This window comes from Christiangramia crocea (assembly GCF_022410465.1).
Classification (GTDB): Bacteria; Bacteroidota; Bacteroidia; order Flavobacteriales; family Flavobacteriaceae; genus Christiangramia; species Christiangramia crocea.
Genome location: NZ_JAJSON010000019.1, coordinates 14170 through 36906, shown reverse-complemented (window position 1 = coordinate 36906; position 22737 = coordinate 14170). Strand labels below are relative to the sequence as shown.

Below are 22737 nucleotides of genomic sequence, written 5' to 3'. Positions count from 1 at the left end.
AAGCCTATTATCCTCATGCTATTCAATCCTATTTAATTCTGCTAAATCTTCTGCGTATTGGCTTTATCTGGCAATCTTATATTTTTTTTATAAACCATTTTGAATATTTCCATTACTAACACAATTATTGAAGCCGTAAAGAACAATTTAACCCAGTCTATCCGAGGGACTGGCTGGAGTGATAGAATTTCCTGCATAAATGGAATATACATTGCAAGGATGTGAATACCCTGGGCAGCAATTATTCCCAATATCAAAATATAATTATTGTGTAGTGGAATTTTAAATAGAGACCGGGTCTCCGACCTGCAGTTTAAAGCATGAAAATTTTGTAGCAGTACCATTAGCAGCAGAACCGTATTCCTGGCAACAAATTCCTCCCAATGCAGATGATTTAGCAGATGGTACCAAAGTCCAAAGGTCAAAAGGCTTATAACCGTAGCCGATATTAACGTCTGGCTCACCATCAGCCTGTTGAATATGCTTTCATCTGGCTCTCTCGGTGGCTCACGCATTGCTTTCTTTTCTCCTGCTTCAAAGGCAAGAGCTACATCCTGAATGCCATTGGTCACCAGGTTGAGCCAAAGTAACTGCACAGGTAAAAATGGTAAGGGCAATTGAAAAGCCAGAGAAAGACCTATGGCAATTAATTCTGCAGCCCCGGTAGAGATGAGTAAATAAATGATCTTTCGCAAATTGCCGTATGTAAAACGTCCTTCTTCGATACCTGCCACTATAGAAGCGAAATTGTTGTCGCCTATGATAATGGAAGAAGTGTCTTTAGCGACGTCTGTGCCGTATTCCATCGCTATACCAATATTTGCGGTTTTCAGGGCAGGTGCGTCATTTACTCCGTCGCCGGTTACAGCAATAAAATGTCCGGATTCACGTAGTGCCTGAACGATACTTTGTTTATGTTGCGGGGATACCCTTGAAAAAATTCGTTTGCTTTGGATGATTTTTAACAGGCTTTCCCCTTCCTGGGAGATTATTCTGTCTAGCTCCATACCGGTAATCGATTCTTTATTATTGTGCGCAATACCCACCTCCCTGGCAATTGCCAGCGAAGTGGCTGGATGGTCTCCTGTAATCATTGCTACCTCCACACCTGCAAGATGACATTGCTTGACTGCATTTCTGGCTTCTGGTCTTAAAGGGTCTATCAAAGCAACAAACCCCAACAGCTCCATATCTGGTAACTGATCAATCGGTTCCACTTCAGACACAGTTCCTCCACCTACAGCTATGATCCTGTAGCCGTTTTCAGCATAGTAATCCACCTGGTCTAACAGATCACGGTTTTTCTCTTTATCAATGTGTTCCTGGAGCTTTTCTATGGCTCCTTTTACAGCTATTTTAAGTGTGCTTTGTTCTTTTTCCCGATAATAGACTGCTGCATACCGTCTTTCCGATTCAAATGGCACTTCGCTTAGCTTTTCTATATCCTTAAGTATCTCTTTCGGGGTAATATTTGCTTTATAGGATAAAGCTAACAGTGCCACATCAATTGGATCGCCTGCGCTACTCCAGCTTCCATTATCCCGGGTTAGATCACCTTCATTGCAGATAGTTACTGAACGGATGATTTGCTCAAATTCAATGGATGAATTAAACGACATTTTTTCACCATCCATCCCGCAGATAGTCCCTTCACCATTATATCCTTCCCCTGTCACAGTAAAAGAGGTGGGTCCTGGAAGTACTATCATTCTGGCGGTTTGCTGATCTACGGTAAGTGTACCTGTCTTATCGGTAGCAATGAATGTACAGCTCCCCAAACCTTCCACAGCGGTTAGTTTCCGAATAATTACATTTCTTCTGGCCATTCGTGAAGCTCCTATAGAGAGTGCAACGGTCATTGCTATTGGCAGACCTTCCGGAATAGCCGACACTGCCACAGCAACTACAAAGAAGAATATCTCCTTAACAGGCACACCGCTCCAGTATCCTATTCCTCCCAATAGCATGCAGGCGCCAAGCACGGTGAGACTGATCTTTTTAGTAAAGCTTTCCATCCTTTGCACCAGGGGTGCTTTACCGGCTTCGAGCTCCTTTAAAGATGAAGCGATTTTACCGATCTCAGTTTCCAAACCCGTTGCAACAACAACCCCTGTAGCCCTGCCTGCGGTAATTGTAGTGCCGGCAAAAAGCATATTAATATGGTCAGAAACAGGAATATCTTCCCTTTCCATAGCCATACTATCTTTGGAAACAGGCACTGATTCACCTGTGAGGATGGCTTCAGTTGCAGTTAGATTATTTTCTCTTATAATGCGAATATCTGCAGGTACTTTATTACCTGATTCCAGCATAACAATATCGCCGGGCACAAGTTCTTCTCCGGGAAGTATAAGATTCTTTTGGTCTCTTTTGACTTTCGCTTTTAGCTGGATCATTTGTTCAAGAGCGGAGGCCTTTGTCTCTGCCTGCCATTCCTGAAAGGTCCCTATTACGGCATTGATGAGTAGCACCAGAAAGATAAAACCGGCATCCGAATATTCCTCAAGGATAATAGACACACCACCTGCTCCAAGTAAAATATATATTAATGGGTTTAGAAACTGATTTATTACAACCCTGAACAATGTCAATCTTTTTCTGGATGGCAGCACATTTTTGCCATATCTGGAAACTCTATCAGGAATATCTGAAGAGGTAAGTCCGGCTATGGAAGTATTCAGCCTTTCCATTGCCTCTTCTTCCGTTAGTCTGTACCAACAGATATTTTCCTGGTTTATATTAGAATTAGCAGAGTAATCGTGGTTCATTTTCTAGTACAGTTTTAAATGACCAATAGCTTTCTCTTACCGGTTTATCTACAGAGGTTTAGGGTTTCCCTTTTAACTGGGATTGTTTTCTTTTTTTCAGACTGAAGTGCGATCTATTTTTGGGTTTAAATTGGGATCGCTTTTTTGAGCATTTTCCTTACTAATTTAATGATTTAAATATTTTGTTTAGAACTTTACTCTTACTAAAGGAGATGATAAATATCATCGAATCCAAACTGTATATTATTTAACTTTCTGATATGTAAACGATTAATATTTAAAACCCTGGAAAGAAACTGATTCTAAATTCATTTCAAATTTCCGGTGATAAAAAATCAGTTATGGATTCGATTAAAAAGAAAGCTGGTTTCAATTTAGAAGATTATAACCGGGAGGTAAAGACTTTTTCCTGGGAAAAGCTTAAAGATGAGCTACAGCCTGTATTTGATTTTAAGGGGTATAATATTGGTTTTATTGCAGTGGACAGGCAGGCAGAAGGTGAACTAAAATATAAAACTGCGTTACGCTTTATAGGAAAGGATAAAAGTAAGGAAGATATCACCTATGCAGAACTCAAAAAACTTACTTCAAAATTTGCCAATGTTCTGGAATATTTGGGGTTAGAAAAAGGAGAAAGCGTTTTTTCATTTGCACCAAGAATTCCTGAATTATACATTACAGCTCTGGGTACATTGAAATTTCTGGGGGTATTTTGTCCCTTGTTCTCGGTTTTCGGTCCGGAGCCAGTTTTTCAGCGCTTAAGCCGTGGAAATGCTAAAGTATTGCTTACTACTTCAAGCCTATATGAAAAAAAAATCAAGCAGCTTGAAAAAAGACTTCCAGACCTTGAATATATTCTTCTGGCAGATGCTAAGGAGGATATTTCAGAAAAAGCACTTTCTTTTTCCAGACTTTTAGAAAATGCTTCCGAAGAGTTTGATATCCCTGCCACTGAGCCTGAGGATCCGGCCCTTCTGCATTTCACAAGCGGTACCACAGGAATGCCTAAAGGAGCCTTACATGTACATAAGGCAGTGCTCACTCATTATATCACCGGAAAATTTGTCCTTGATTTTAAACCCGGAGATACTTTCTGGTGCACGGCAGATCCAGGTTGGGTAACTGGTACTTCATATGGAATAATTTCTCCATTGGTAAATGGAGTTACGAATGTGGTTGACACCGAAGAGTTTGAAGCCATGCGATGGTATGGCATCCTTGAAGAACAAAATATTAATATCTGGTATACGGCTCCTACGGCCATTAGAAGACTGATGCGTTTAGATATTAAGCCTAAGGATGCTTATAATATTGAAAATCTCAGGGCTATACTCAGTGTTGGTGAGCCCCTTCATGCTGAAGCCGTTCTATGGGGAAAAGAGAATTTTGACCTTCCCATTCTCGATAGCTGGTGGCAAACCGAGACCGGAGGAATAATGATTTCTAATTACCCTTCTATGGAAATAAAACCGGGTTCGATGGGAAAGCCTTTACCAGGAGTAGAGGCCAAAATAGCTGAAATTATTAATGGAAAAATAAAAATACTGGGCTCTGGCGTTCAGGGGCAGTTGGTATTAAAAAAAGGATGGCCTTCAATGTTTCGGGCCTATCTACATGATGAAACCCGCTATAGCAAATGCTTTATTGACGATTGGTATATCACTGGTGACCTAGCAAAAAAGGATGAGGACGGCTACTTCTGGTTTATAGGCAGAGCAGACGATATCATTAAAACCTCCGGGCATATGGTAGGCCCTTTTGAAGTTGAAAGTTGTTTGATGAAGCATCCCGCAGTAGCCGAGGCTGCTGTAATAGGAAAACCCGAACCTTCAATTGGTGAGCTGGTAAAAGCATTTATAGTTCTTAGTAAAGGCAAGGAAGCCAGTGAGAAACTAAAACTGGAAATAATCGGCTTTGCAAGGAAAGAGATGGGTCCCGCGGTAGCTCCTAAGGAAATAGAATTTGTTAATAGCGTTCCAAAAACACGTAGTGGAAAGATACTGAGAAGACTTCTTAAAGCACGTGAGCTCGGTTTGCCTGAAGGCGATATTTCAACTCTGGAAAAAAACTGATGAAGATGCAAAGTAAAAATACGGAAAGGGGGCAACAGCTTTTATATCAAATACTTTTAATAAGGAGATTTGAAGAAAAAGCAGCTGAAGAATATACCAAAACAAAGATCAGGGGATTTTTGCATTTATATATTGGAGAAGAAGCCGTTGCAACCGGAGTTATTCAGGCCCTGAAAGATGAGGATAATATTCTTGCTACCTATCGCGAGCATGGTCATGCGCTGGTTCGCGGCATGGATCCCGGGGTTATAATGGCTGAGATGTACGGCAAACAGGAAGGCTGCAGTAAGGGAAGAGGCGGGTCCATGCATCTTTTTGATAAAAGTAAAAATTTCTTTGGCGGCAATGCCATAGTTGGAGCTCATTTGCCAATGGCCGTAGGAATGGCCCTGGCTGCTAAAAAACTTAAACAAAAGAAAATTACCTGCTGTTTTTTTGGAGAAGGAGCAGCTGCTGAAGGCGAATTTCATGAAGCCATGAACCTGGCTTCTCTCTGGCAGGTTCCGGTATTGTTCGTTTGCGAAAATAATCTCTACGCCATGGGAACAGCACTCCGTTACACACATGCAATGCAGGAACTGGCGAAAAAAGGACCTTCCTATAAAATGGCTTCTTCTACAGTTGACGGAATGGATCTGGAAGCTGTAATGGAAGCTTCTGAAAAGGCAGTAAAAAAAATAAGAACTACCGGAAAACCTTATCTGCTGGTATGTAATACGTATAGGTTCAGAGCACATTCTATGTTTGATGCTGAACTTTACAGGGATAAAAAGGAAGTTGATGAATGGAAAAAGAAGGATCCCATCCCTCGTTTCAGGGATTCTTTATTGAAACAAAAGCTTATTACCCAGAAAAAGGTGGATGCTCTTGAAGAGCGCGTGGAAGAGGATGTGAAGAAGGCAATTGAATTTGCTGAAACAGGAACTTTTGAACCGGTAGAAAACCTCACAAAATATGTTTATTCCGAAAATCAATACCAATGAGTCAAACCCGTAAAATAACGTACAGAGAGGCTCTTAAAGAAGCCATCAGAGAGGCTCTTACCGAAAATGACAAGGTTTTCCTTATGGGTGAGGATGTGGGCAGGTATGGAGGAGCTTTTGCCGTGAGTAAAGGCTTGCTTGAAGAATTTAGTGAGGAACGCATTATGGATGTTCCCCTTTCTGAATCGGGCTTCGTTGGAGCCGGAATTGGAGCTGCGATGGCAGGCCTGAAACCTATAGTAGAGGTAATGACCGTGAATTTCGGACTCCTTGCCATGGATCAGGTGGTGAACAATGCGGCTACCATGCTTCACATGAGCGGGGGTCAAATAAATGTACCTGTAGTAATACGCATGAGCTGCGGAATTGGAAAGCAGCTTGCCGCCCAACATTCTCACAGCTGGGAACCCTATTATGCTCACGTCCCTGGATTGAGAGTAATATCGATAGGAACTCACGAAGATGCCCGGGGAGTGTTGCAGGCTGCTCTTCAAAGCCCTGATCCGGTCGTGATATTTGAATATACCTCTATGCTCAACATGGAAGGAGAGCTTCCTGAAGAAACAATTAAAGTAGATATTGAAAGTGCAAAGATCCGAAGAGAAGGTACTGATATTTCGATTATTACATATGGCGCAGCTGTAAACAAATGTATGGAAGCGGCTGAAGAACTGAAAGTGGAAGGAATTGAAGCTGAAGTGCTGGACCTGCGGGTCCTACGACCACTGGATGAGGCTGCATTTCTTGCTTCGGTAAGCAGAACCCACCGCGCTTTGATCGTGGAAGATGCATGGCGTTCAGTGAGTGTTTCCTCTGAAGTAAGTGCACGTATTACTGAAAAAGCTTTTTATGAACTTGATGTGCCTGTGAAAAGGGTATGTGGTGCTGAAGTACCCATCCCGTATCCCTTACATCTGGAAGATGCTTCAGTTCCTCAAAAAAAAGATATAGTTGAAGTTGTGAAAAAAATGATACGGCCATGAAAGAATTTCTCATGCCCAGCCTGGGCGCCGATATGGAAGATGGAACCCTTGTGGAGTGGCGTAAAAAGCCGGGGGACCCTGTGACTCGTGGTGATATCATAGCAGAAGTAGATACCCAGAAGGGTCTCATTGAGATCGAAGTATTTGAAGATGGATATGTTGATAAGTTACTGGTTGATCCGGGAGAGAAAGTTCCGGTAGGCACAGCTATGGCGCTTATCAGGACAGGAGACTCTGAAACAGGGCAGGAGAAAGAACAAGGTTTAGAATTCCCTGTTTCAGAAAAAGAAAAGGTGGTTCTGCAACCTACGGAAGAACATTTTGATGAAAAACCTCTTCCACAGAAATTTCCAGGAAAAAGGATTAAAGCTTCCCCTTTGGCAAGGAGGATCGCAGAAGAGAACAAGATTGATCTTTCAAAAATAACGGGAACCGGAGAAAATGGAGCTATCATAAAAGATGATGTCAATAAAGCTATAGAACAAAGAACAGCGCCAGAAACAGAAGAAAAAATTTCGGAAACACTTCCGGAAAAAGAACCTGAAAAAATAGCTGATTCTGGGAAAAGCATTAGAATGGCAGTAGCAGCGGCAATGAGCAAATCCAATCGTGAAATTCCGCATTATTATCTTTCGAAAAAGATTGATATGAGCAAAAGCCTTTACTGGATCAAAGAAAGTAATAAGGAACGTTCGGTACAGGAAAGACTTCTTCCTGCCGCCCTGCTTATAAAGGCGGTGGCAAAATCCCTTGATGAAGTTCCGCAATTAAATGCTGTCTGGGAAAACGCTTTGCAGATCAAAAATGAGATCAATGTAGGATTTGTTGTTTCGCTCAGAAGTGGAGGTATCATGGTGCCATCTATCAATAATGCCGATCTGAAAAGTGTCTCGCAGATAATGGACTCACTTAATGATCTTATCCCCAGAGCACGAGCTATGAAGCTCAGAAGCTCTGAACTGAACAGTTCGACCATTACTCTCACCAGCCTGGGAGAAGGAGGAGCCGATACCTTGTTAGGGGTTATATACCCTCCCCAAGTGGCGGTGATCGGTTTTGGAGGAATTATTGAAGAAGCCTGGGCAGAAAATGGCATGTTAGGAATTAGGCCGGTCATCAATGCAAGCCTTTCAGGGGATCACAGAGCTACCGATGGTCTCACGGGAAACCGCTTTTTGACCATTCTAAATAAAAACTTACAAAACCCTGAGGACTTATGAAGGAGAATGAGATCAAACAGGAGCTTTATGCGCTGCTCCAACAGATTGCTCCCGAAACAGAACCTTCGGCTTTAGCACCTGATGAAAATATTAAGGAAAGCCTGGATATTGATTCTTTTGACACCCTGAGGTTTATTGTTTCAGTAAATGAAAAATTCGAAATAGAGATCCCCGAAGAGGACTATGGAAAAATTACTACGATAGGCCTGTTAACCAATTATATACAAAAGAAGATGTAAATAAACCGGGGTCTGAAATTGATCTAAAAGCATAGAACCTGATGAATGCAATGGTTTTAAAACAATGTACTTCACTTGAAACCAATCAAACTCCTTTGCTTTTGGAAGAATTGCCTGTTCCCACTCCGGGACCTAATGAGGTATTGATAAAAGTTTCAGCATGTGGCGTTTGCCATACCGAGCTTGACGAAATTGAAGGCAGAACCCCGCCGGCTTTTTTTCCTGTTATTTTGGGACACCAGGTGGTAGGTATAATTATCAGCCAGGGATTAGAGGTGAAAAAATCCATGATTGGGCAGCGCGTGGGAGTAGCATGGATCTATTCCAGCTGTGGTAAATGTGAATTCTGTAAATCGGGCAGAGAAAATCTATGCTCAGCTTTTAAAGCTACGGGAAGGGATAAAAATGGAGGTTATGCTGAATACATGACAGCTTCTGAAAAATTCATTTATCCCATTCCGGATTTTTTTTCAGACGTTGAAGCAGCTCCGTTATTATGTGCAGGAGCAATAGGAAACAGGTCTATCGCTCTTTCAAACCTGAAAAATGGTCAAAATCTGGGCTTAATGGGATTTGGAGCATCTGCCCACCTGGTATTAAAAATGGTCAGAGATCTATTCCCTTCTACTAAGGTTTTTGTTTTTTCCAGAAATAGCGAAGAGAGGAGCTTTGCAGACCAACTAGGGGCTTCATGGAGCGGCGATATTTCAGATAAATCACCTGAAAAACTTCATTCTATAATAGATACAACACCTGTGTGGAAGCCAGTTGTAAATAGCCTGGAAAATTTAGAAAAGGGGGGGCGTTTGGTGATCAATGCCATTCGAAAAGAAAACCAGGATCAAAACCTGCTACTTAAGTTATCCTATGAAAAACATCTTTGGATGGAAAAAGAGATCAAGACCGTGGCAAATGTCACAGGGAAAGATGTAAAGGACTTTTTAAAATTTGCAGCTGCCTCAGTAATTAAACCCGTTTATCAGGAATACCGCCTGAAAGATGCTAATAAAGCATTAATGGATTTAAAAAACAAAAGCATAAAAGGTGCTAAAGTACTGAAGATACATTAATCCTTTTTTTAAATACAGAAGAGATGGAAACCAAACAAACAAATTTAGTCCGTATAGACCTGGGGCGGGTTAGCCTACGAGGAGTATTGACAATTCCTGCTTCTTCCAGAGGGCTTGTTATTTTTTCCCATGGCAGCGGAAGCAGTCATTTAAGTCCGAGAAATAATTATATAGCCCGTAATCTGAATTCTCAAAATTTCGGAACACTGCTTTTCGATCTTTTGACCGAAGAGGAAGATATGCATCTAAAAAACAGGTTCGATATTGAGCTTTTAACAGCCCGACTCCTCCTAACATCTGAATGGTTGAAAGGTTTGCCTTCTTCCAACGATCTGCCTCTGGCATTTTTTGGAGCCAGTACTGGAGCCGCCTCAGCATTAAGAGTTGCAGCCTTTATGGGGGAAGAGGTGAAAGCTGTGGTCTCTCGTGGAGGAAGACCGGACCTTACGGGAAATTCCTATTTGAAAAAAATAACTGCCCCCACACTGTTATTAGTTGGAGGAGATGACGAAGATGTGATCAAATTAAATCAAAAGGCGCTACAAAAAATGGAATGCATCAAAAAGTTACAAATTATTCCCGAAGCAGGTCATCTTTTTGCTGAACCAGGAAAACTTGAGGAAGTAGCATTATTTTCCTCCAAATGGTTTGATAAATATCTAAATTAAGTAAGTCATGTTTTCAAACAGATCTGAAGCAGCTAGATTACTCTCTGAAGAATTACAATCCTATATGGGCAAGAATGCGATAATACTGGCGGTCCCCAGAGGAGGATTGCCCATAGGAGCTATATTGGCAAAAAACTTAAGGTTACCTTTAGAAGTAGTACTAATAAAAAAAATAGGTCATCCGTTTAATAAGGAATACGCGATCGGGGCTGTGAGTTTAAGCAATATTATTTTAGACAGGCAGGCTGCCGGAATATCCGAGGACTATATCAAGAATGAAACACAGAGATTAAGGTCCATCCTTAATAAAAGACATAATGAATTCTATAAAAACCGTAAACCTCGTAAGTTAAAAGATAAGGCGGCTATCATTGTGGATGATGGGATTGCTACCGGGAATACCATTTTAGCTACAGCTCAACTGGTGCATGAAGAATCACCTTCAAAAATAATTGTTGCAGTTCCGGTGGCACCCAGCTCAACTATTCTAAAGCTTTCATCATCCTCATATATTGATGAAGTCATCTGTCTGGAGAAACCAGTTAATTTTCAGGGAGTAGGTCAATTTTATGAAAATTTTGACCAGATATCAGATAAAGAGGCGATTGAATTATTTGAAATGATTAACAATTCTGAATTCTAGTTGCGTGTATTTATAAGCTTTTGAATGTGGTGAGATCTTTCAGAACCATCAGGGCTCTAAAAACAGTAAGCGGGTTTTAAAACCCGCTTTGTCAAAAATTTTTCTCTTCAAAAAAATTTTAAACATCAAATTACAGTTATTAAGGCTTTATCTCTAACCAAAGTTATCTGAGACTTTAACTTAAAATCTTCTTTTTAATCCCGACATATACACCTGTATATGAATTTCACAATCTGAATCGAAATTAGGTTGGCTTTTACAAGCCGCCGTTTATCTCTTATTTGATATTATAAAGGTACTTTATGGTATGTACCTTAACAATGATAAAGATCACCTTTAAAGGTGATCTTTATCAGCTTTAAATTGACGCTTTCTATTCATAATAAAAATTTTAGTTTAAATCGAAGTCTTTATTTTTTTAAAAAAATAATCCCGTCCTTTTCATGGACGGGATTAATTCCAGAATATTATTTTGGAAGTTTAAAGGTATTCACCTTTTTCATTCATTTTCACACGAATTGTTTTATTTCCGTTTGCAAGTTTTAGTTTATACTTTTTCTCGGCTCCTGATTTATCAAAATAAGTTACCAGGTACATGTCTTTGGTAACAGTCCAACCTGGAAATCGAAGTGCAATAGACTCTTTTACAACACGAGGTAAATTAACATTTTCAAATTTCTCGGCAGTGCGAAGTAATTTTCCGTCTTTATCATATGCGGCAAGGATTTTCCCTTCAGGAATGTAAAAACTTATGACGTATTCATCATACTCGTCCTGATAAAAGTCGGAACTTTTTAGATCGTAATTAGCCACCATTTCTTCCAGTTCCTTTACAGGAATAGAGGCAACTTCTTCACTGCTTACATTTGTCAAATATTTATAATTAGTAGCATAAACAGTAACTTCAGATAACTGTTCCGGTTTCTGTGAAAAAATTGGGTTGGCGAGTCCCATTATTAATAAGCCTAAAAGAATTTTTTTCATGATTTCTAATTATTAAAGTGATTATTGAGTTTTTTTCAGTTTCTCTTATTAAGATATCTCAATATCACTTGATTAGCAATGATTTATATCATCTTGAATATGAATTAATGTCCAGTCATATTAGCAATAATTGATAAGTATCATCAGAAGTTAAAAAGGGAATTCTACGAATTATAAGACCCGGGATCTTAATGAAGGAGAATGAAGATTGTGATTTAAAGGGTTTGAGCCTGGCGAAAAAAAAAATTCAGGGAAAATTCTGAATATATAATCCTTTATCCGGTAATCATTTAATTTTCCGCAGTCCACTCATATTTAAAATCTGAAAATTTCGGCCTTCTATATTTATAAAGCCTTCATTCTTTAAAGTAGAAAGGCAGCGTATAAAGCTTTCCTTTGAAATACCTGCGATATTGGCTAAGTCGCTGCGGGATATTTCCCCCATTTCATTTTCTTCAAATTTCATTTTTTGTGAGAAATCAAGTATAGTGTTTATTGTTTTTCGTAAAGCTGAGGAGTATGCGGTTTGTAACAGATGATTTTTAAGTTCAATGATTTCTTCGGCAATATTCTGTGCCAATTCCAAGGTTAACTGGGTATTGTATTTAAAAGCTTCCCGAAGGAAATTTGAAGGCAGCCTGTAGAGCAGGGAAGGACCCATGGCGAGAGAGCTTTCAGGATACGAAACAAGACCATTAAAAGAATACAATCCTAGAAAGCTCTCTTTATGATAGATTCCTGTAATCAATTCCTTTCCATATTCGTCCATTTTGAAAGTTTTGATCAACCCCTTTTTTAAGAAATATACATATCTGGATAAATTATTTTCCCTGAATAAAACTTCATTTTTCATTAGGTTTTTTTTCTCCCCGTTTTCTATAAAATATTCTTTAAAATGTTGAATATCGGCAATCTTTGAACTTCCATTTTTAGAATTGTTAGAATTATACTTATGTGAAATTTGAAATTTCAGGAGCCGGCTATGGATCGTATCTAATAGTTCCTGTTCTTCAAAGGGTTTAACCAGATAATCATCTGCTCCCAGGTTCATTCCAGCCCTTATCTCTTTTAAACCGGATTTGGCAGTAAGAAAAATAAAAAGGATTTTCTGTGTCCTGGGAACTGTAGAAAGTTCTTTAAGCACGGAATACCCATCGAGAACCGGCATAATTATATCACATAGAATTAGATCTATATCCTTTGAAAGTGCCAGCTGGACTCCCTTCCGTCCATTTTCAGCGGTTTCCACATTATAACCCGCAAGTTCTAATATTTCTTTAGTGTTTTCCCTAAGACTCCTATCATCTTCAATAAGTAAAATATTCACCATGATTTTTTTAATTACCAAGGCATTAATCCCCAGTCTAATTTACTAAATGCTAGCTTTTTAATCTAATTTTAATTTTGTTTTTTATAATTATCATCAGGTTGAATTTAACTTGTTAGTTATTAGGAATAATTAGAAAAAGCTGCATTCAGATATTCTTTTTAAGGCCTTCCTGAGCTAAAAAAGCTTTTCCTAATCCTGAGGTCTGGAGATGATTTGAAATTGTATGATGATTTTTATCATTTTATAATTTTCTTTTTTAGTCTAATTTCATTTATAAGATTAATACAGTGTACCATGTTTAGATCGAGACCAAAAGACGATTATATTTTAGAAACTAATTGGGAAGAGCTCTATGTATTAACAAGGCATTGGGTTTCCAATTTAGAGTTCTATAAAGACGATCTAAAGTTCTTTCGTCATCTAATTGACAAATATTTCATTTGGATAAATGAAAAGGAACATCAGGTAAAGGCTGAAAGTATCCGCAATGGCGTTATTAAACTTACCAGGCAGTCAAATGATTTAATTAAGGAAACTTTGAAACATCTTGGTCATATCAAAGATATTATGGAAGATCCTTTTACTCATGATTCTCAGAGATTCAGAGAAGAACACCAGGGCCTCGAAGATAAAATTTCAGAGTTTATCAAAAGTTGCAGAACACAAAGAAGAGAGCTCTTTTCTATTACTGAGCATATCGTTGAAAACGATAGACTCGGGGAGATAATTACTTAATTTTTAGAATAATGGGTGAAATTGCAACATCAAGACGCCTTATTACTATTTACTATCATCCGGAATCAATAAGGGCAAAAAAAGCAATTGGCTATGCAAAAGCAGAAGGCCTGAGGTTACAGAAAATTAATATTTTAAAAACAACCTTAACCGGAACCCAGATTTCCGAAATTGCAGATAGACTTAATTTAAAGATCAAAGATCTGGTAAATCAAAATCATAATGCCTACAGATCTATTTACGAACCTTCCGATTTATCATCAGAAGACTGGATCAAGCTTATACAGCATCATCCTGAAATTATGAAACAGCCCATTGCCATACAGGGAAAGAAGACTATTTTGGTGGAGACCCCGTCTGATATTATTAAAATATAAAGTCAATTCCGTCCTCTGAGGCGTTAATCCAGTTGTTGGCTTATTAAGTATTAATTAAAGCTACTTTCATAGTTCTATATAATGTTTATTCCCTAAGCATTAATGACCTATGAAGGATATATCTATATTCATAACTCACATTTATAAGGTACTTACTGGGTGATAAAATGTTTATAAACAACTCACTACCAGATATTAAGGTGATGTGATATTTATCATTTAAAAAGAATATAATAGGTTTTAAATTTAGGTGTCAGAAAGGTATGAGGTATGCTACCTAAAAAATAGGACTATGAAAACCATTCTTTTACCAACCGATTTCTCTAAGAATTCTTTAAATGCCATGAGGTATGCAATGGAGCTGTTTAAGGAAGATAAATGCAAATTTTATGTGCTGCATACATATACCCCGGTGGTGTATGATCCTCAAATATTTATGATTGAAAAGTTTGATTATGTACTTGAAGGCGTTGAGGAAAGCCTTGACACAGTGGTACAACAATTAAAAAAATACGCCGGAAAAAATCATAGTTTTCAGAAAATAGCCAGTTTTAATTTACTTATATCTGCTATCAACGAAATAGTTACCGATAAGGAAATTCATATGGTGGTAATGGGTACCAAAGGAGCAACAGGGGCCCGGGAGATTTTATGGGGAAGCAACACGGTTCATGCACTTAAGAATATTTCCTGTCCGTTGCTTATAGTACCTGAAAAATATACTTATAAAAGACCAAAACATATTCTATTTCCTTCAGACTTTCATTTAAACTATCCGCTCAAAATACTTGAAGTGGTTAAAGATATTTGCTTAACACACGAATCCCAAATTCATATTCTTCATGTCCTGATGAATAAATTAGATCATGAAACTACCAACAGTAAAAAATTACTTGCTCAGGCACTAAAGGATGTTCAGCATAAATTCCATACTATAGAAGGCAAAAACCTGGTAAAAGCAATTATGGAATTTGAGAAAGATTTTGACATAGATCTTTTAGTGATGGTTAATAACAAGCATTCGTTTTTCAGGAATCTGCTATTTTCCTCGCCAGTGGAAAAATTTGGTTTTCGTAATGAGAATCCATTTCTGGTCCTCCCTATTCATAAGTAAACTTACCTGAATAATATTGAGAGAATTAATGTAACAAACCAAAAGAATTGCATTTATAGAAGCATTCCTCCATCAACAACTGCGGTAGTTCCAGTAATGTAAGCACTCTCCTCAGAAGCCAGATAAAGCACCTGCATGGCAATATCTTGATTTTCCGCATACCGCTGAAACGGGATCTGTTTTTCAAATTCTTTTTGTACGGAACTGGGATCATCTGGAGACATTTTTTTCTCAATAGACCTCATCATCTGGTTATTCACCGGGCCGGGATGTACGCTGTTAACCCTTATTTTTCTTTCTGCGCTTTCAAGTGCCATGACTCTCATTATACCTGTTACCGCATGTTTAGATGCAACATAAGGTCCCAGGCCGGAGAAGCCTTTTAGTCCGGCTATTGAAGAGGTAAGGATCACACTTCCATTATCTGACATAAGAGGGATTACATATTTACAGCCATACCATACACCCTTTAAATTGATGTCTAATAGATTTTCGAAAACGTCATCAGGATAATCATAAAATGGACTTGCCACTCCTTCGATACCTGCATTATTAAAAAAGATATCAATTTTCCCCAGACTTTTTAGAGCCGCATCAGCATATTTTTGAACCTCCTCTTTTTTAGAGACATCTGCAACAAAAATTTCGACCTCTCCCGATTCATAACCGGATGCGATTTCTTTAAGTCCTTTTTCATTGCGATCTACCAGCATGACTTTAGCTCCTTCTTTAATGAAAAGCTCAGCTGTTGCTTTTCCAATTCCACCGGCGGCGCCAGTAATCACAGCCCGCTTGCCTTTTAACCTTTCTTTCATGACCTAAACTTTAAATGATCTAATAAAGTTAAATCATAAGTCGCAGCACTAAAATGATAAAGATCATTTCAGTTGATTTGTAATCATTTATTTACATACTTGTTTAATCTCTTTTGAAAAACCATGTTAGTTCAAAATACTGTACTGTCTAGATTCTTAAACTTAACCGACAACATGGTTTTCTTAATGACATATATCATGTTTAAAATGGTTGCCATTGCTTAAATTTATTATCGAGACTGAGCAGAATATTTAAATTAAAATCTCTATATTCAGATAGGTTATTAACTTTAAATTGTTTGTCTTTCCCAATCGTAAAACCTGAAGCCTGGAAATTATAAAGCTAAACCCAATACATTACTGTATTCCGGCCTTTTATTTACAGGTACCTGCCTTTTTGATATAGTTTATCACGTACATAATAATGATAAAATTATGGGGATATGGAGGTGCTTATTAAAAAATTCAGTGAAGTTTCTATAACCGATGTTCCTAAAGTTGGAGGGAAAAATGCATCCCTGGGAGAAATGTATAATCAATTGGCTTCTAAAGGAGTACAGGTACCTGATGGTTTTGCAACTACTGCAGAGGCTTTTTGGTCCTTTTTGAAAGAAAACAATCTTAAGCAAGCATTAATAGACCTCCTTAAGAAACTGGACAGGAAAACTTATTCTAATCTTTCGGAAATAGCATTGAAGGCCCGGGAGTTAATTTTAGAGGGGGAATTTTCTGAGAAATTTTCAAGGGAAATAATCAAAACCTACAGAGATCTGGGAAAGAGTGATGAACTGGAAGTAGCAGTACGAAGCAGTGCTACGGCAGAAGATCTTCCCCAGGCGAGTTTTGCCGGCCAGCATGATACATTTCTCAACATACATGGGGACGAAGCCTTGTTGAAAGCTGTAAAAAAGTGCTTCTCTTCCTTATATACAGATCGTGCTATAAAATACAGGGAAGATCAGGGATTTAAGCATGAGGAAGTAGCCCTTTCGGTAGGTGTTCAAAAGATGGTGAGATCAGATAAAGGCTGTTCGGGAGTTGGATTCACCCTTGAGCCTGAGTCGGGATTTAAGGATATAATTCATCTTTCAGGGGTTTGGGGACTTGGAGAAAATATCGTCCAGGGAACTATCAATCCGGATGAATTTTACGTTTTTAAACCTACCCTTGAACAGGGGAAGAATGCCATTGTTCAGAAAAAGCTGGGCCACAAAGAAAAGATGATGGTCTATGCAGAATCTGACGGGCATTCCTCAACGGTAAATATCGATACCGACCTTAAGAAACAGGATATTTTTGTGCTTTCTGACGTCGAGGTCCTTAAACTTGCCACGTGGGCTTTGGCCATTGAAAAACATTATGAAAAGCCTATGGATATAGAATGGGCCAAAGATGGTATTTCCAATGAACTGTTTATAACTCAGGCTCGTCCTGAAACCGTCCATTACTCTAAAAAAACCAGTACACATATCGAATATAATCTTACCGGGAAAAGTGAGGTTTTAGCATCGGGCAATGCCATAGGTACACAAATAGCAACTGGTACAGCACGCTTACTGGATTCTCCAAGGGAAGCGGGAAAATTAAAAAAAGGAGATATTCTCATTACCGATACAACCAGCCCGGATTGGGATCCGTTGCTTAAACGGGTAGCAGGAGTGGTGACCAATAGGGGAGGAAGGACCAGCCATGCTGCTATTGTAGCCAGAGAATTAGGTGTGCCGGCGGTAGTGGGATGTAATTTTGCTACTCAAAATATTGACGATGGCACTGAAATAACCATTTCCTGCAGTCAGGGAAAAACCGGCTATGTATACAAAGGAATCCTGGAATATGAAGAAACGGCGGTAGACTTTTCTTCAGTGAAACAGCCTGAAACTGAAGTGAAATTTATTCTTTCTGACCCTGAAAATGCCTACCAGCTTTCCTTTTATCCAAATAATGGTATAGGTCTGCTGCGAATGGAATTCATTATAACCCATATAGTGAAGGTACACCCTATGGCATTAGTCAGATTTGATGAACTTGAGGATAAGAGGGCTAGAAAGATAATTACAGAATTAACTGAACAATACACTAAGAAGGAAGATTATTTCATAGAGCAGCTGGCTGAAGGTATAGCTACAATGGCCGCCGCATTTTATCCGAAGGAAGTGATCTTAAGAATGAGTGATTTTAAAACTAATGAATATGCGAACCTGATTGGAGGAAGTCAGTTTGAGCCAAAAGAAGAGAATCCTATGCTCGGCTTTAGAGGAGCCTCCCGCTATTATAACGATTTATATAAAGCTGGTTTTGAACTGGAATGTGATGCGGTAAAGAAAGTAAGGGAAGAAATGGGGCTTACTAATGTAAAGGTGATGGTTCCGTTCTGCAGGACTGTAGAAGAAGGGAAAAAAGTTGTTGAGATAATGGCCGAAAACGGATTGGTACAGAATGAAAACGGACTTGAAATTTATATGATGGTTGAAATCCCGAGTAATGTGATTTTACTCGAGGAGTTCGCACAGGTCTTCAACGGATTTTCCATCGGCTCCAACGACCTTACCCAACTTAGCCTGGGAATAGATCGTGATTCCGAACTTATAGCTTCACTTTTTGATGAGAATAATAAAGCACCCAAGAGCATGATCGCGCAGGCTATTGAAAAGGCAAACAAAGTCGGAAAGAAAATTGGACTTTGTGGTCAGGCACCCAGTGATTTTCCCCATTTCGCATCTTTTCTTGTAAAAGCGGGGATTAACAGTATTTCTTTTAATCCGGATGCTTTATTGCAGGGAATTGAGAATATAAATAAAGCGGAAGCCAAAAATGTTGGAAGTGTAAGTTAAATAAGGAAAAAATGAGAATTGCTCAGGTTGCACCATTGTATGAGAGTATACCACCTATAATGTATGGTGGAACAGAAAGGGTTGTTCATTATATAACTGAAGAACTTGTTAAACAAGGGCATGAAGTAAGCCTTTTTGCTTCAGGAGATTCTAAAACAAGTGCCAGGTTAATACCAGTCTGTCAAAAATCTCTGAGGCTTGATCCGGAATGTATAGATTCTTTTGTACATCATACGATACAGCTGCAGATGGTTCAAAAGAGAATTTCAGACTTTGATATTATTCATTATCATACAGATTATTTTCATTTTCCTTTATCTCAAATAAATAATAGTGTACATCTTACCACTTTACATGGGAGACTGGATTTACCTGACTTACAAGGGCTATATAAGGTTTTTTCTGACATCCCTTTAATTTCAATTTCCAATAATCAAAGAACCCCCCTGCCATGGGCTAACTGGATAGATACAATTTACCATGGTCTACCAATTGATTTGCTGCAGCCTACTGACGAAAGGGATGAATATCTGGCTTTTCTTGGCAGAATATCTCCGGAGAAAGGCATAGAGCGGGCTATTGATATTGCTAAAAGAATCGGGATAAAATTGAAAGTAGCTGCTAAGGTTGATAAAGCAGATCTACACTATTTTAAAACAAAGATAGCATCCTTACTTGATCACGAATTAATCGAATTTATAGGAGAAATAGGAGAGCATGAGAAAAGTGATTTTTTAGGAAAAGCAACGGCTCTTCTGTTTCCAATAACCTGGTGTGAGCCATTCGGACTTGTTATGATAGAGGCAATGGCTTGCGGGACGCCTGTTATTGCCTGGAACAAAGGTTCAGTACCAGAGGTAATAGATAAGGGGCAAACTGGATTCATTGTTAATTCAGTGAAGGAAGCTATACAGGCCATTAAGGATATTGATAAAATAGACCGAAAAGGCTGTCGCAGAATTTTTGAAGAAAAGTTTACCGCTGAAAGAATGACCCGGGACTATCTTAGAATTTATGATTATTTGATTAAAAAAGTTAAGCCTGTCAATCTAAAACTGGAGTTATGAGTGAGAAAATAAAAATTAAAGATAAGCATTATATTCTGGCCAATTCCACTTATGCCGATACCAGGGTTCATGTAGCGAACAGTGGAGATACTTTTGGAATTTTTGACCATTGGGGAGATGTGAACATGATAGGAAAAGAAACCTTGGGGATTTTTCACGCTGGAACCCGCTTTGTATCGGAGATGGAATTTAAAATAAATGGAGAAAGGCCATTATTACTTAGTTCATCGGTAGATGATAGTATTCTAAATGCAGATTTGACAAATTTTGATTTATTAAAAGAAAAAGATGAATATTTAAATAAAGGAACGGTTCATATAAGTAGATCCAAATTTATTGAAAATGGCAAGGCCCATGAAAAGATCACTCTTATCAATTATGATAGAAAAGAACATGTGATCGACTTTTCTTTTTTAATAGACGCAGATTTTAAAGATATTTTTGAAGTAAGAGGAGAAAAAAGAGAAAAGAGGGGCAAAGTGACCAAAACCCATAATAAACCAAATGTTGTGAGCTTTAAATATCTGGGTTTAGACAATATTGAAAGGACTACTGAATTTATATTTTTTTCGCCACCCGATAGTTTTAGTGGAAATGAAGTAAAATACAAACTACATCTTCAACCCCTGAAGATTATTGAGATTGGCTATTGCGTTCTATTTAAGATTCAAGAAAATAACATTACGGATGAAGCATTGAGTTTTGAGGATTGTCACAAAAGAGTGATAACCAGACAAGAGCAGAGTATTAGAGAAATGTCCAGAATTACCAGCGATAATGAGTTATTTAATATTTGGTTTGATCAGGCCCGTATAGATATAATTTCATTAACCACCCTTACTTCTCATGGAAAATATCCTTATGCTGGAATACCATGGTATAATACCCCTTTTGGAAGAGATGGAATTATCACGGCGATGCAGCTTCTCTGGGTAAAACCGGATATTGCAAAAGGCGTTCTTTTATACCTGGCTGAAACCCAGTCTACTGTTAAAGATGATACTAAAGATGCAGAACCGGGTAAAATTTTTCATGAGACCAGAGACGGCGAAATGGCAGAATTGGGAGAAATTCCTTTTAAATTATACTACGGAACGGTAGATGCGACTCCTTTATTTATTGTGTTAGCAGGTCATTATTATAGACAGACCGCGGATCTGGAAACGATTAAAAAGATATGGCCGAATATTGAAGCTGCCCTGGAGTGGATTAAAAATTATGGAGATATCGATGGAGATGGTTTCGTGGAGTATCAGCATCATAGCGAAAAAGGACTGTTTAACCAGGGATGGAAAGATTCATTTGATTCTATAAGCCATGAGAATGGAGATCTGGCTAAATCGCCTATCGCATTGTGTGAAGTACAGGGATATGTATATGATGCAAAGATTAATGCCGCCTTATTAGCAAATTCTTTAAATAAGAAAGAGCTGGCAGAAAATTTAAAGGAGGAAGCCCGGATTTTAAAGCAAAATTTCAATGAGGTTTTCTGGGATGAGCAATTACAAACTTATGTCCTGGCACTTGATGGGAACAAGAAACCCTGCAGGGTAAAAGCGTCTAATGTGGGGCATTGTTTATTTTCGGGGATTGTAGATGAGAATCACGCGAAAGCGGTAGCCAATATGTTATTAGGGAAAGAAATGTTTTCTAATTGGGGTGTGAGAACTCTTTCTTCTAAAGAGGTAAGATATAATCCCATGTCTTATCATAACGGATCTGTCTGGCCACATGACAACGCCTTAATCGCAATGGGGCTTGCCCGCTATAACTTAATAGCAGAAGCCCTGCAAATCTTTGAAGCACTTTATGAGGCTGATCTTTTCTTTGAACTTCAGAGATTGCCGGAATTGTTTTGCGGATTTGAAAAGCAGCCTAAAAAACAACCTGTGGAATACCCGGTAGCATGTTCTCCCCAAGCCTGGGCAGTAGGTTCGCTGTTTATGTTACTTCAGGCGAGCATTAAAATCGAAATTAATGCTATTGAAAAAAAATTGATTTTTCATAATCCGGAATTACCTCAGTTTTTGGAATTTGTATATTTAGACAACCTCCCAGTTGGGGATAGTTACACCAATGTACATTTACAAAGACATAACGTAAACGAAGGTCTTTCTGACGTGACGGTGAAGATTATTAATAAACCCGAAGACTGGGAAATTATAATTATAAAATAAAACTATATTTTTTTCCTCGTGAAGGAAATAGGGGTCGCTAATAAAACGGTTAAGGTATTTATTTACTGGAAAATTCTTTGAGACCGGGTGGATATCACCAGCTCAATTATAATTCAAACCATTTAATCCTGAAAATTCCTGGTCTTATCTATTGTAGCTTTAATACTGTTTAGGAAGCTGTCAACTTCAAAGGGTTTGGCAATAAAATTATCAGCTCCGGCATCGGTACAAATTTTCCTGGCCCCATCAAATCCGGACATCATAAGAATGGGTGTATTTGAAATAAGTTCTGTATTCCTTATTTCAGCACAAATATGTGTACCATCAATCCCGTTCAATAATTTATCCAGTATTACCAGGTCAAATTTACTTTCCTGAAGATTTTCGACCGTTTTTTTGGGGAACCTTAATAAACTTACTTCATACCCATTCATTTCTAGCTGGTCTTTGAGTATTTGCCCCAGGTGATAATCGTCCTCTACCAGTAAAATTTTATTCATTTTGATAATTTTAATTTAATTGATCATTTTATTGACCTCAATCAACTTACAGGTAATTTGTTTAGATTCCGTAAGGAATTATGGTTTCTGGATACTTTTGCCTTTTAACCTAAATGGTCAAAAATAAGCATTAATTCAAGAATCAGGGAATGCTAATCTGG

General features: G+C 38.4%; 19 protein-coding genes. 14 read left to right on the top strand and 5 right to left on the bottom strand.

What is annotated here, in order from left to right; genetic code table 11:
• Positions 1-41: 41 nt before the first annotated feature.
• Entirely contained in the window at positions 42-2768 is a 2727-nt protein-coding gene (locus LU635_RS08535) for a cation-translocating P-type ATPase (protein WP_240098163.1), read from the bottom strand.
• A 341-nt stretch (positions 2769-3109) separates the two neighbouring features.
• On the opposite strand from LU635_RS08535, the gene acsA reads away from it, so the two are divergent.
• From acsA to LU635_RS08495, 8 genes are read left to right on the top strand one after another with little or no spacing between them, the layout of a single operon-like run.
• A complete protein-coding gene (gene acsA, locus LU635_RS08530; protein WP_240098161.1) occupies positions 3110-4840 on the top strand; it encodes an acetate--CoA ligase in 1731 nt (576 codons plus the stop codon).
• A gap of 5 nt (positions 4841-4845) precedes the next feature.
• Positions 4846-5823 carry a pyruvate dehydrogenase (acetyl-transferring) E1 component subunit alpha gene (gene pdhA / locus LU635_RS08525; protein ID WP_240098159.1) on the top strand — a complete coding sequence of 326 codons (978 nt, stop codon included), beginning with the start codon at positions 4846-4848 and terminating at the stop codon, positions 5821-5823.
• Positions 5820-6806, top strand: coding sequence for an alpha-ketoacid dehydrogenase subunit beta (locus tag LU635_RS08520; RefSeq protein ID WP_240098157.1), 987 nt, complete (start codon positions 5820-5822; stop codon positions 6804-6806). The genes pdhA and LU635_RS08520 overlap by 4 nt, the downstream gene beginning before the upstream one ends.
• A complete protein-coding gene (locus LU635_RS08515) occupies positions 6803-8026 on the top strand; it encodes a dihydrolipoamide acetyltransferase family protein (RefSeq protein WP_240098155.1) in 1224 nt (407 codons plus the stop codon). The genes LU635_RS08520 and LU635_RS08515 overlap by 4 nt, the downstream gene beginning before the upstream one ends.
• A complete protein-coding gene (locus LU635_RS08510) occupies positions 8023-8265 on the top strand; it encodes an acyl carrier protein (RefSeq protein ID WP_240098153.1) in 243 nt (80 codons plus the stop codon). Before LU635_RS08515 ends, LU635_RS08510 begins: the two co-directional genes overlap by 4 nt.
• A gap of 41 nt (positions 8266-8306) precedes the next feature.
• Positions 8307-9335 carry a zinc-dependent alcohol dehydrogenase family protein gene (locus LU635_RS08505; RefSeq protein ID WP_240098151.1) on the top strand — a complete coding sequence of 343 codons (1029 nt, stop codon included), beginning with the start codon at positions 8307-8309 and terminating at the stop codon, positions 9333-9335.
• Positions 9336-9358: 23 nt separating this feature from the next.
• Positions 9359-10003 (top strand): dienelactone hydrolase family protein, encoded by a 645-nt coding sequence (locus LU635_RS08500; protein WP_240098149.1) that lies wholly within the window; start codon positions 9359-9361, stop codon positions 10001-10003.
• A gap of 7 nt (positions 10004-10010) precedes the next feature.
• The gene (locus LU635_RS08495; protein ID WP_240098147.1) at positions 10011-10646 is read left to right on the top strand and encodes a phosphoribosyltransferase; all 636 of its coding nucleotides are present in this window, start codon (positions 10011-10013) and stop codon (positions 10644-10646) included.
• A 480-nt stretch (positions 10647-11126) separates the two neighbouring features.
• Here LU635_RS08495 and LU635_RS08490 read toward each other — a convergent pair whose 3' ends face one another.
• On the bottom strand, positions 11127-11630 hold the full coding sequence (locus tag LU635_RS08490) for a nicotinate-nucleotide adenylyltransferase (RefSeq protein WP_240098145.1): 504 nt from the start codon (positions 11628-11630) through the stop codon (positions 11127-11129).
• Between the two features lie 286 nt (positions 11631-11916).
• Complete coding sequence (locus LU635_RS08485; protein WP_240098143.1) at positions 11917-12960, bottom strand: response regulator; 1044 nt, start codon at positions 12958-12960, stop codon at positions 11917-11919.
• A gap of 294 nt (positions 12961-13254) precedes the next feature.
• Between LU635_RS08485 and LU635_RS08480 the strand changes: the two genes are divergently transcribed.
• The 3 genes from LU635_RS08480 (at position 13255) to LU635_RS08470 (ending at position 15186) form a co-directional block, all read left to right on the top strand.
• The gene (locus LU635_RS08480) at positions 13255-13695 is read left to right on the top strand and encodes a hypothetical protein (protein ID WP_240098141.1); all 441 of its coding nucleotides are present in this window, start codon (positions 13255-13257) and stop codon (positions 13693-13695) included.
• An 11-nt stretch (positions 13696-13706) separates the two neighbouring features.
• A complete protein-coding gene (locus LU635_RS08475) occupies positions 13707-14072 on the top strand; it encodes an arsenate reductase family protein (protein ID WP_240098139.1) in 366 nt (121 codons plus the stop codon).
• A 292-nt stretch (positions 14073-14364) separates the two neighbouring features.
• A complete protein-coding gene (locus LU635_RS08470) occupies positions 14365-15186 on the top strand; it encodes a universal stress protein (protein ID WP_240098137.1) in 822 nt (273 codons plus the stop codon).
• Positions 15187-15239: 53 nt separating this feature from the next.
• Here the strand turns inward: LU635_RS08470 and LU635_RS08465 are convergent, their stop codons facing one another.
• A complete protein-coding gene (locus LU635_RS08465) occupies positions 15240-16001 on the bottom strand; it encodes an SDR family NAD(P)-dependent oxidoreductase (RefSeq protein WP_240098135.1) in 762 nt (253 codons plus the stop codon).
• Between the two features lie 443 nt (positions 16002-16444).
• On the opposite strand from LU635_RS08465, the gene ppsA reads away from it, so the two are divergent.
• Genes ppsA through LU635_RS08450 form a run of 3 tightly spaced genes read left to right on the top strand, consistent with a single transcriptional unit; the run spans position 16445 to position 22076 of the window.
• The gene (gene ppsA / locus LU635_RS08460) at positions 16445-18832 is read left to right on the top strand and encodes a phosphoenolpyruvate synthase (RefSeq protein WP_240098133.1); all 2388 of its coding nucleotides are present in this window, start codon (positions 16445-16447) and stop codon (positions 18830-18832) included.
• Between the two features lie 11 nt (positions 18833-18843).
• Positions 18844-19899 (top strand): glycosyltransferase family 4 protein, encoded by a 1056-nt coding sequence (locus LU635_RS08455; protein WP_240098131.1) that lies wholly within the window; start codon positions 18844-18846, stop codon positions 19897-19899.
• Positions 19896-22076: an amylo-alpha-1,6-glucosidase gene (locus LU635_RS08450; protein WP_240098129.1), complete on the top strand. Its 2181-nt coding sequence runs from the start codon at positions 19896-19898 to the stop codon at positions 22074-22076. Before LU635_RS08455 ends, LU635_RS08450 begins: the two co-directional genes overlap by 4 nt.
• 122 nt (positions 22077-22198) lie before the next feature.
• Here the strand turns inward: LU635_RS08450 and LU635_RS08445 are convergent, their stop codons facing one another.
• On the bottom strand, positions 22199-22576 hold the full coding sequence (locus LU635_RS08445; RefSeq protein ID WP_240098127.1) for a response regulator transcription factor: 378 nt from the start codon (positions 22574-22576) through the stop codon (positions 22199-22201).
• Positions 22577-22737: the final 161 nt, after the last annotated feature.

What these genes read in the sequence shown, in the direction of transcription:
- LU635_RS08465 (WP_240098135.1), bottom strand. Translation starts at nt 16,001, where the DNA reads ATGAAAGAAAGGTTAAAAGGCAAGCGGGCTGTGATTACTGGCGCCGCC.
- LU635_RS08505 (WP_240098151.1), top strand. Translation starts at nt 8,307, where the DNA reads ATGAATGCAATGGTTTTAAAACAATGTACTTCACTTGAAACCAATCAA.
- acsA (WP_240098161.1), top strand. Translation starts at nt 3,110, where the DNA reads ATGGATTCGATTAAAAAGAAAGCTGGTTTCAATTTAGAAGATTATAAC.
- LU635_RS08500 (WP_240098149.1), top strand. Translation starts at nt 9,359, where the DNA reads ATGGAAACCAAACAAACAAATTTAGTCCGTATAGACCTGGGGCGGGTT.
- LU635_RS08510 (WP_240098153.1), top strand. Translation starts at nt 8,023, where the DNA reads ATGAAGGAGAATGAGATCAAACAGGAGCTTTATGCGCTGCTCCAACAG.
- LU635_RS08470 (WP_240098137.1), top strand. Translation starts at nt 14,365, where the DNA reads ATGAAAACCATTCTTTTACCAACCGATTTCTCTAAGAATTCTTTAAAT.
- LU635_RS08485 (WP_240098143.1), bottom strand. Translation starts at nt 12,960, where the DNA reads ATGGTGAATATTTTACTTATTGAAGATGATAGGAGTCTTAGGGAAAAC.
- LU635_RS08480 (WP_240098141.1), top strand. Translation starts at nt 13,255, where the DNA reads ATGTTTAGATCGAGACCAAAAGACGATTATATTTTAGAAACTAATTGG.
- LU635_RS08455 (WP_240098131.1), top strand. Translation starts at nt 18,844, where the DNA reads ATGAGAATTGCTCAGGTTGCACCATTGTATGAGAGTATACCACCTATA.
- LU635_RS08515 (WP_240098155.1), top strand. Translation starts at nt 6,803, where the DNA reads ATGAAAGAATTTCTCATGCCCAGCCTGGGCGCCGATATGGAAGATGGA.
- ppsA (WP_240098133.1), top strand. Translation starts at nt 16,445, where the DNA reads ATGGAGGTGCTTATTAAAAAATTCAGTGAAGTTTCTATAACCGATGTT.
- LU635_RS08520 (WP_240098157.1), top strand. Translation starts at nt 5,820, where the DNA reads ATGAGTCAAACCCGTAAAATAACGTACAGAGAGGCTCTTAAAGAAGCC.
- LU635_RS08535 (WP_240098163.1), bottom strand. Translation starts at nt 2,768, where the DNA reads ATGAACCACGATTACTCTGCTAATTCTAATATAAACCAGGAAAATATC.
- pdhA (WP_240098159.1), top strand. Translation starts at nt 4,846, where the DNA reads ATGCAAAGTAAAAATACGGAAAGGGGGCAACAGCTTTTATATCAAATA.
- LU635_RS08450 (WP_240098129.1), top strand. Translation starts at nt 19,896, where the DNA reads ATGAGTGAGAAAATAAAAATTAAAGATAAGCATTATATTCTGGCCAAT.
- LU635_RS08495 (WP_240098147.1), top strand. Translation starts at nt 10,011, where the DNA reads ATGTTTTCAAACAGATCTGAAGCAGCTAGATTACTCTCTGAAGAATTA.
- LU635_RS08445 (WP_240098127.1), bottom strand. Translation starts at nt 22,576, where the DNA reads ATGAATAAAATTTTACTGGTAGAGGACGATTATCACCTGGGGCAAATA.
- LU635_RS08475 (WP_240098139.1), top strand. Translation starts at nt 13,707, where the DNA reads ATGGGTGAAATTGCAACATCAAGACGCCTTATTACTATTTACTATCAT.
- LU635_RS08490 (WP_240098145.1), bottom strand. Translation starts at nt 11,630, where the DNA reads ATGAAAAAAATTCTTTTAGGCTTATTAATAATGGGACTCGCCAACCCA.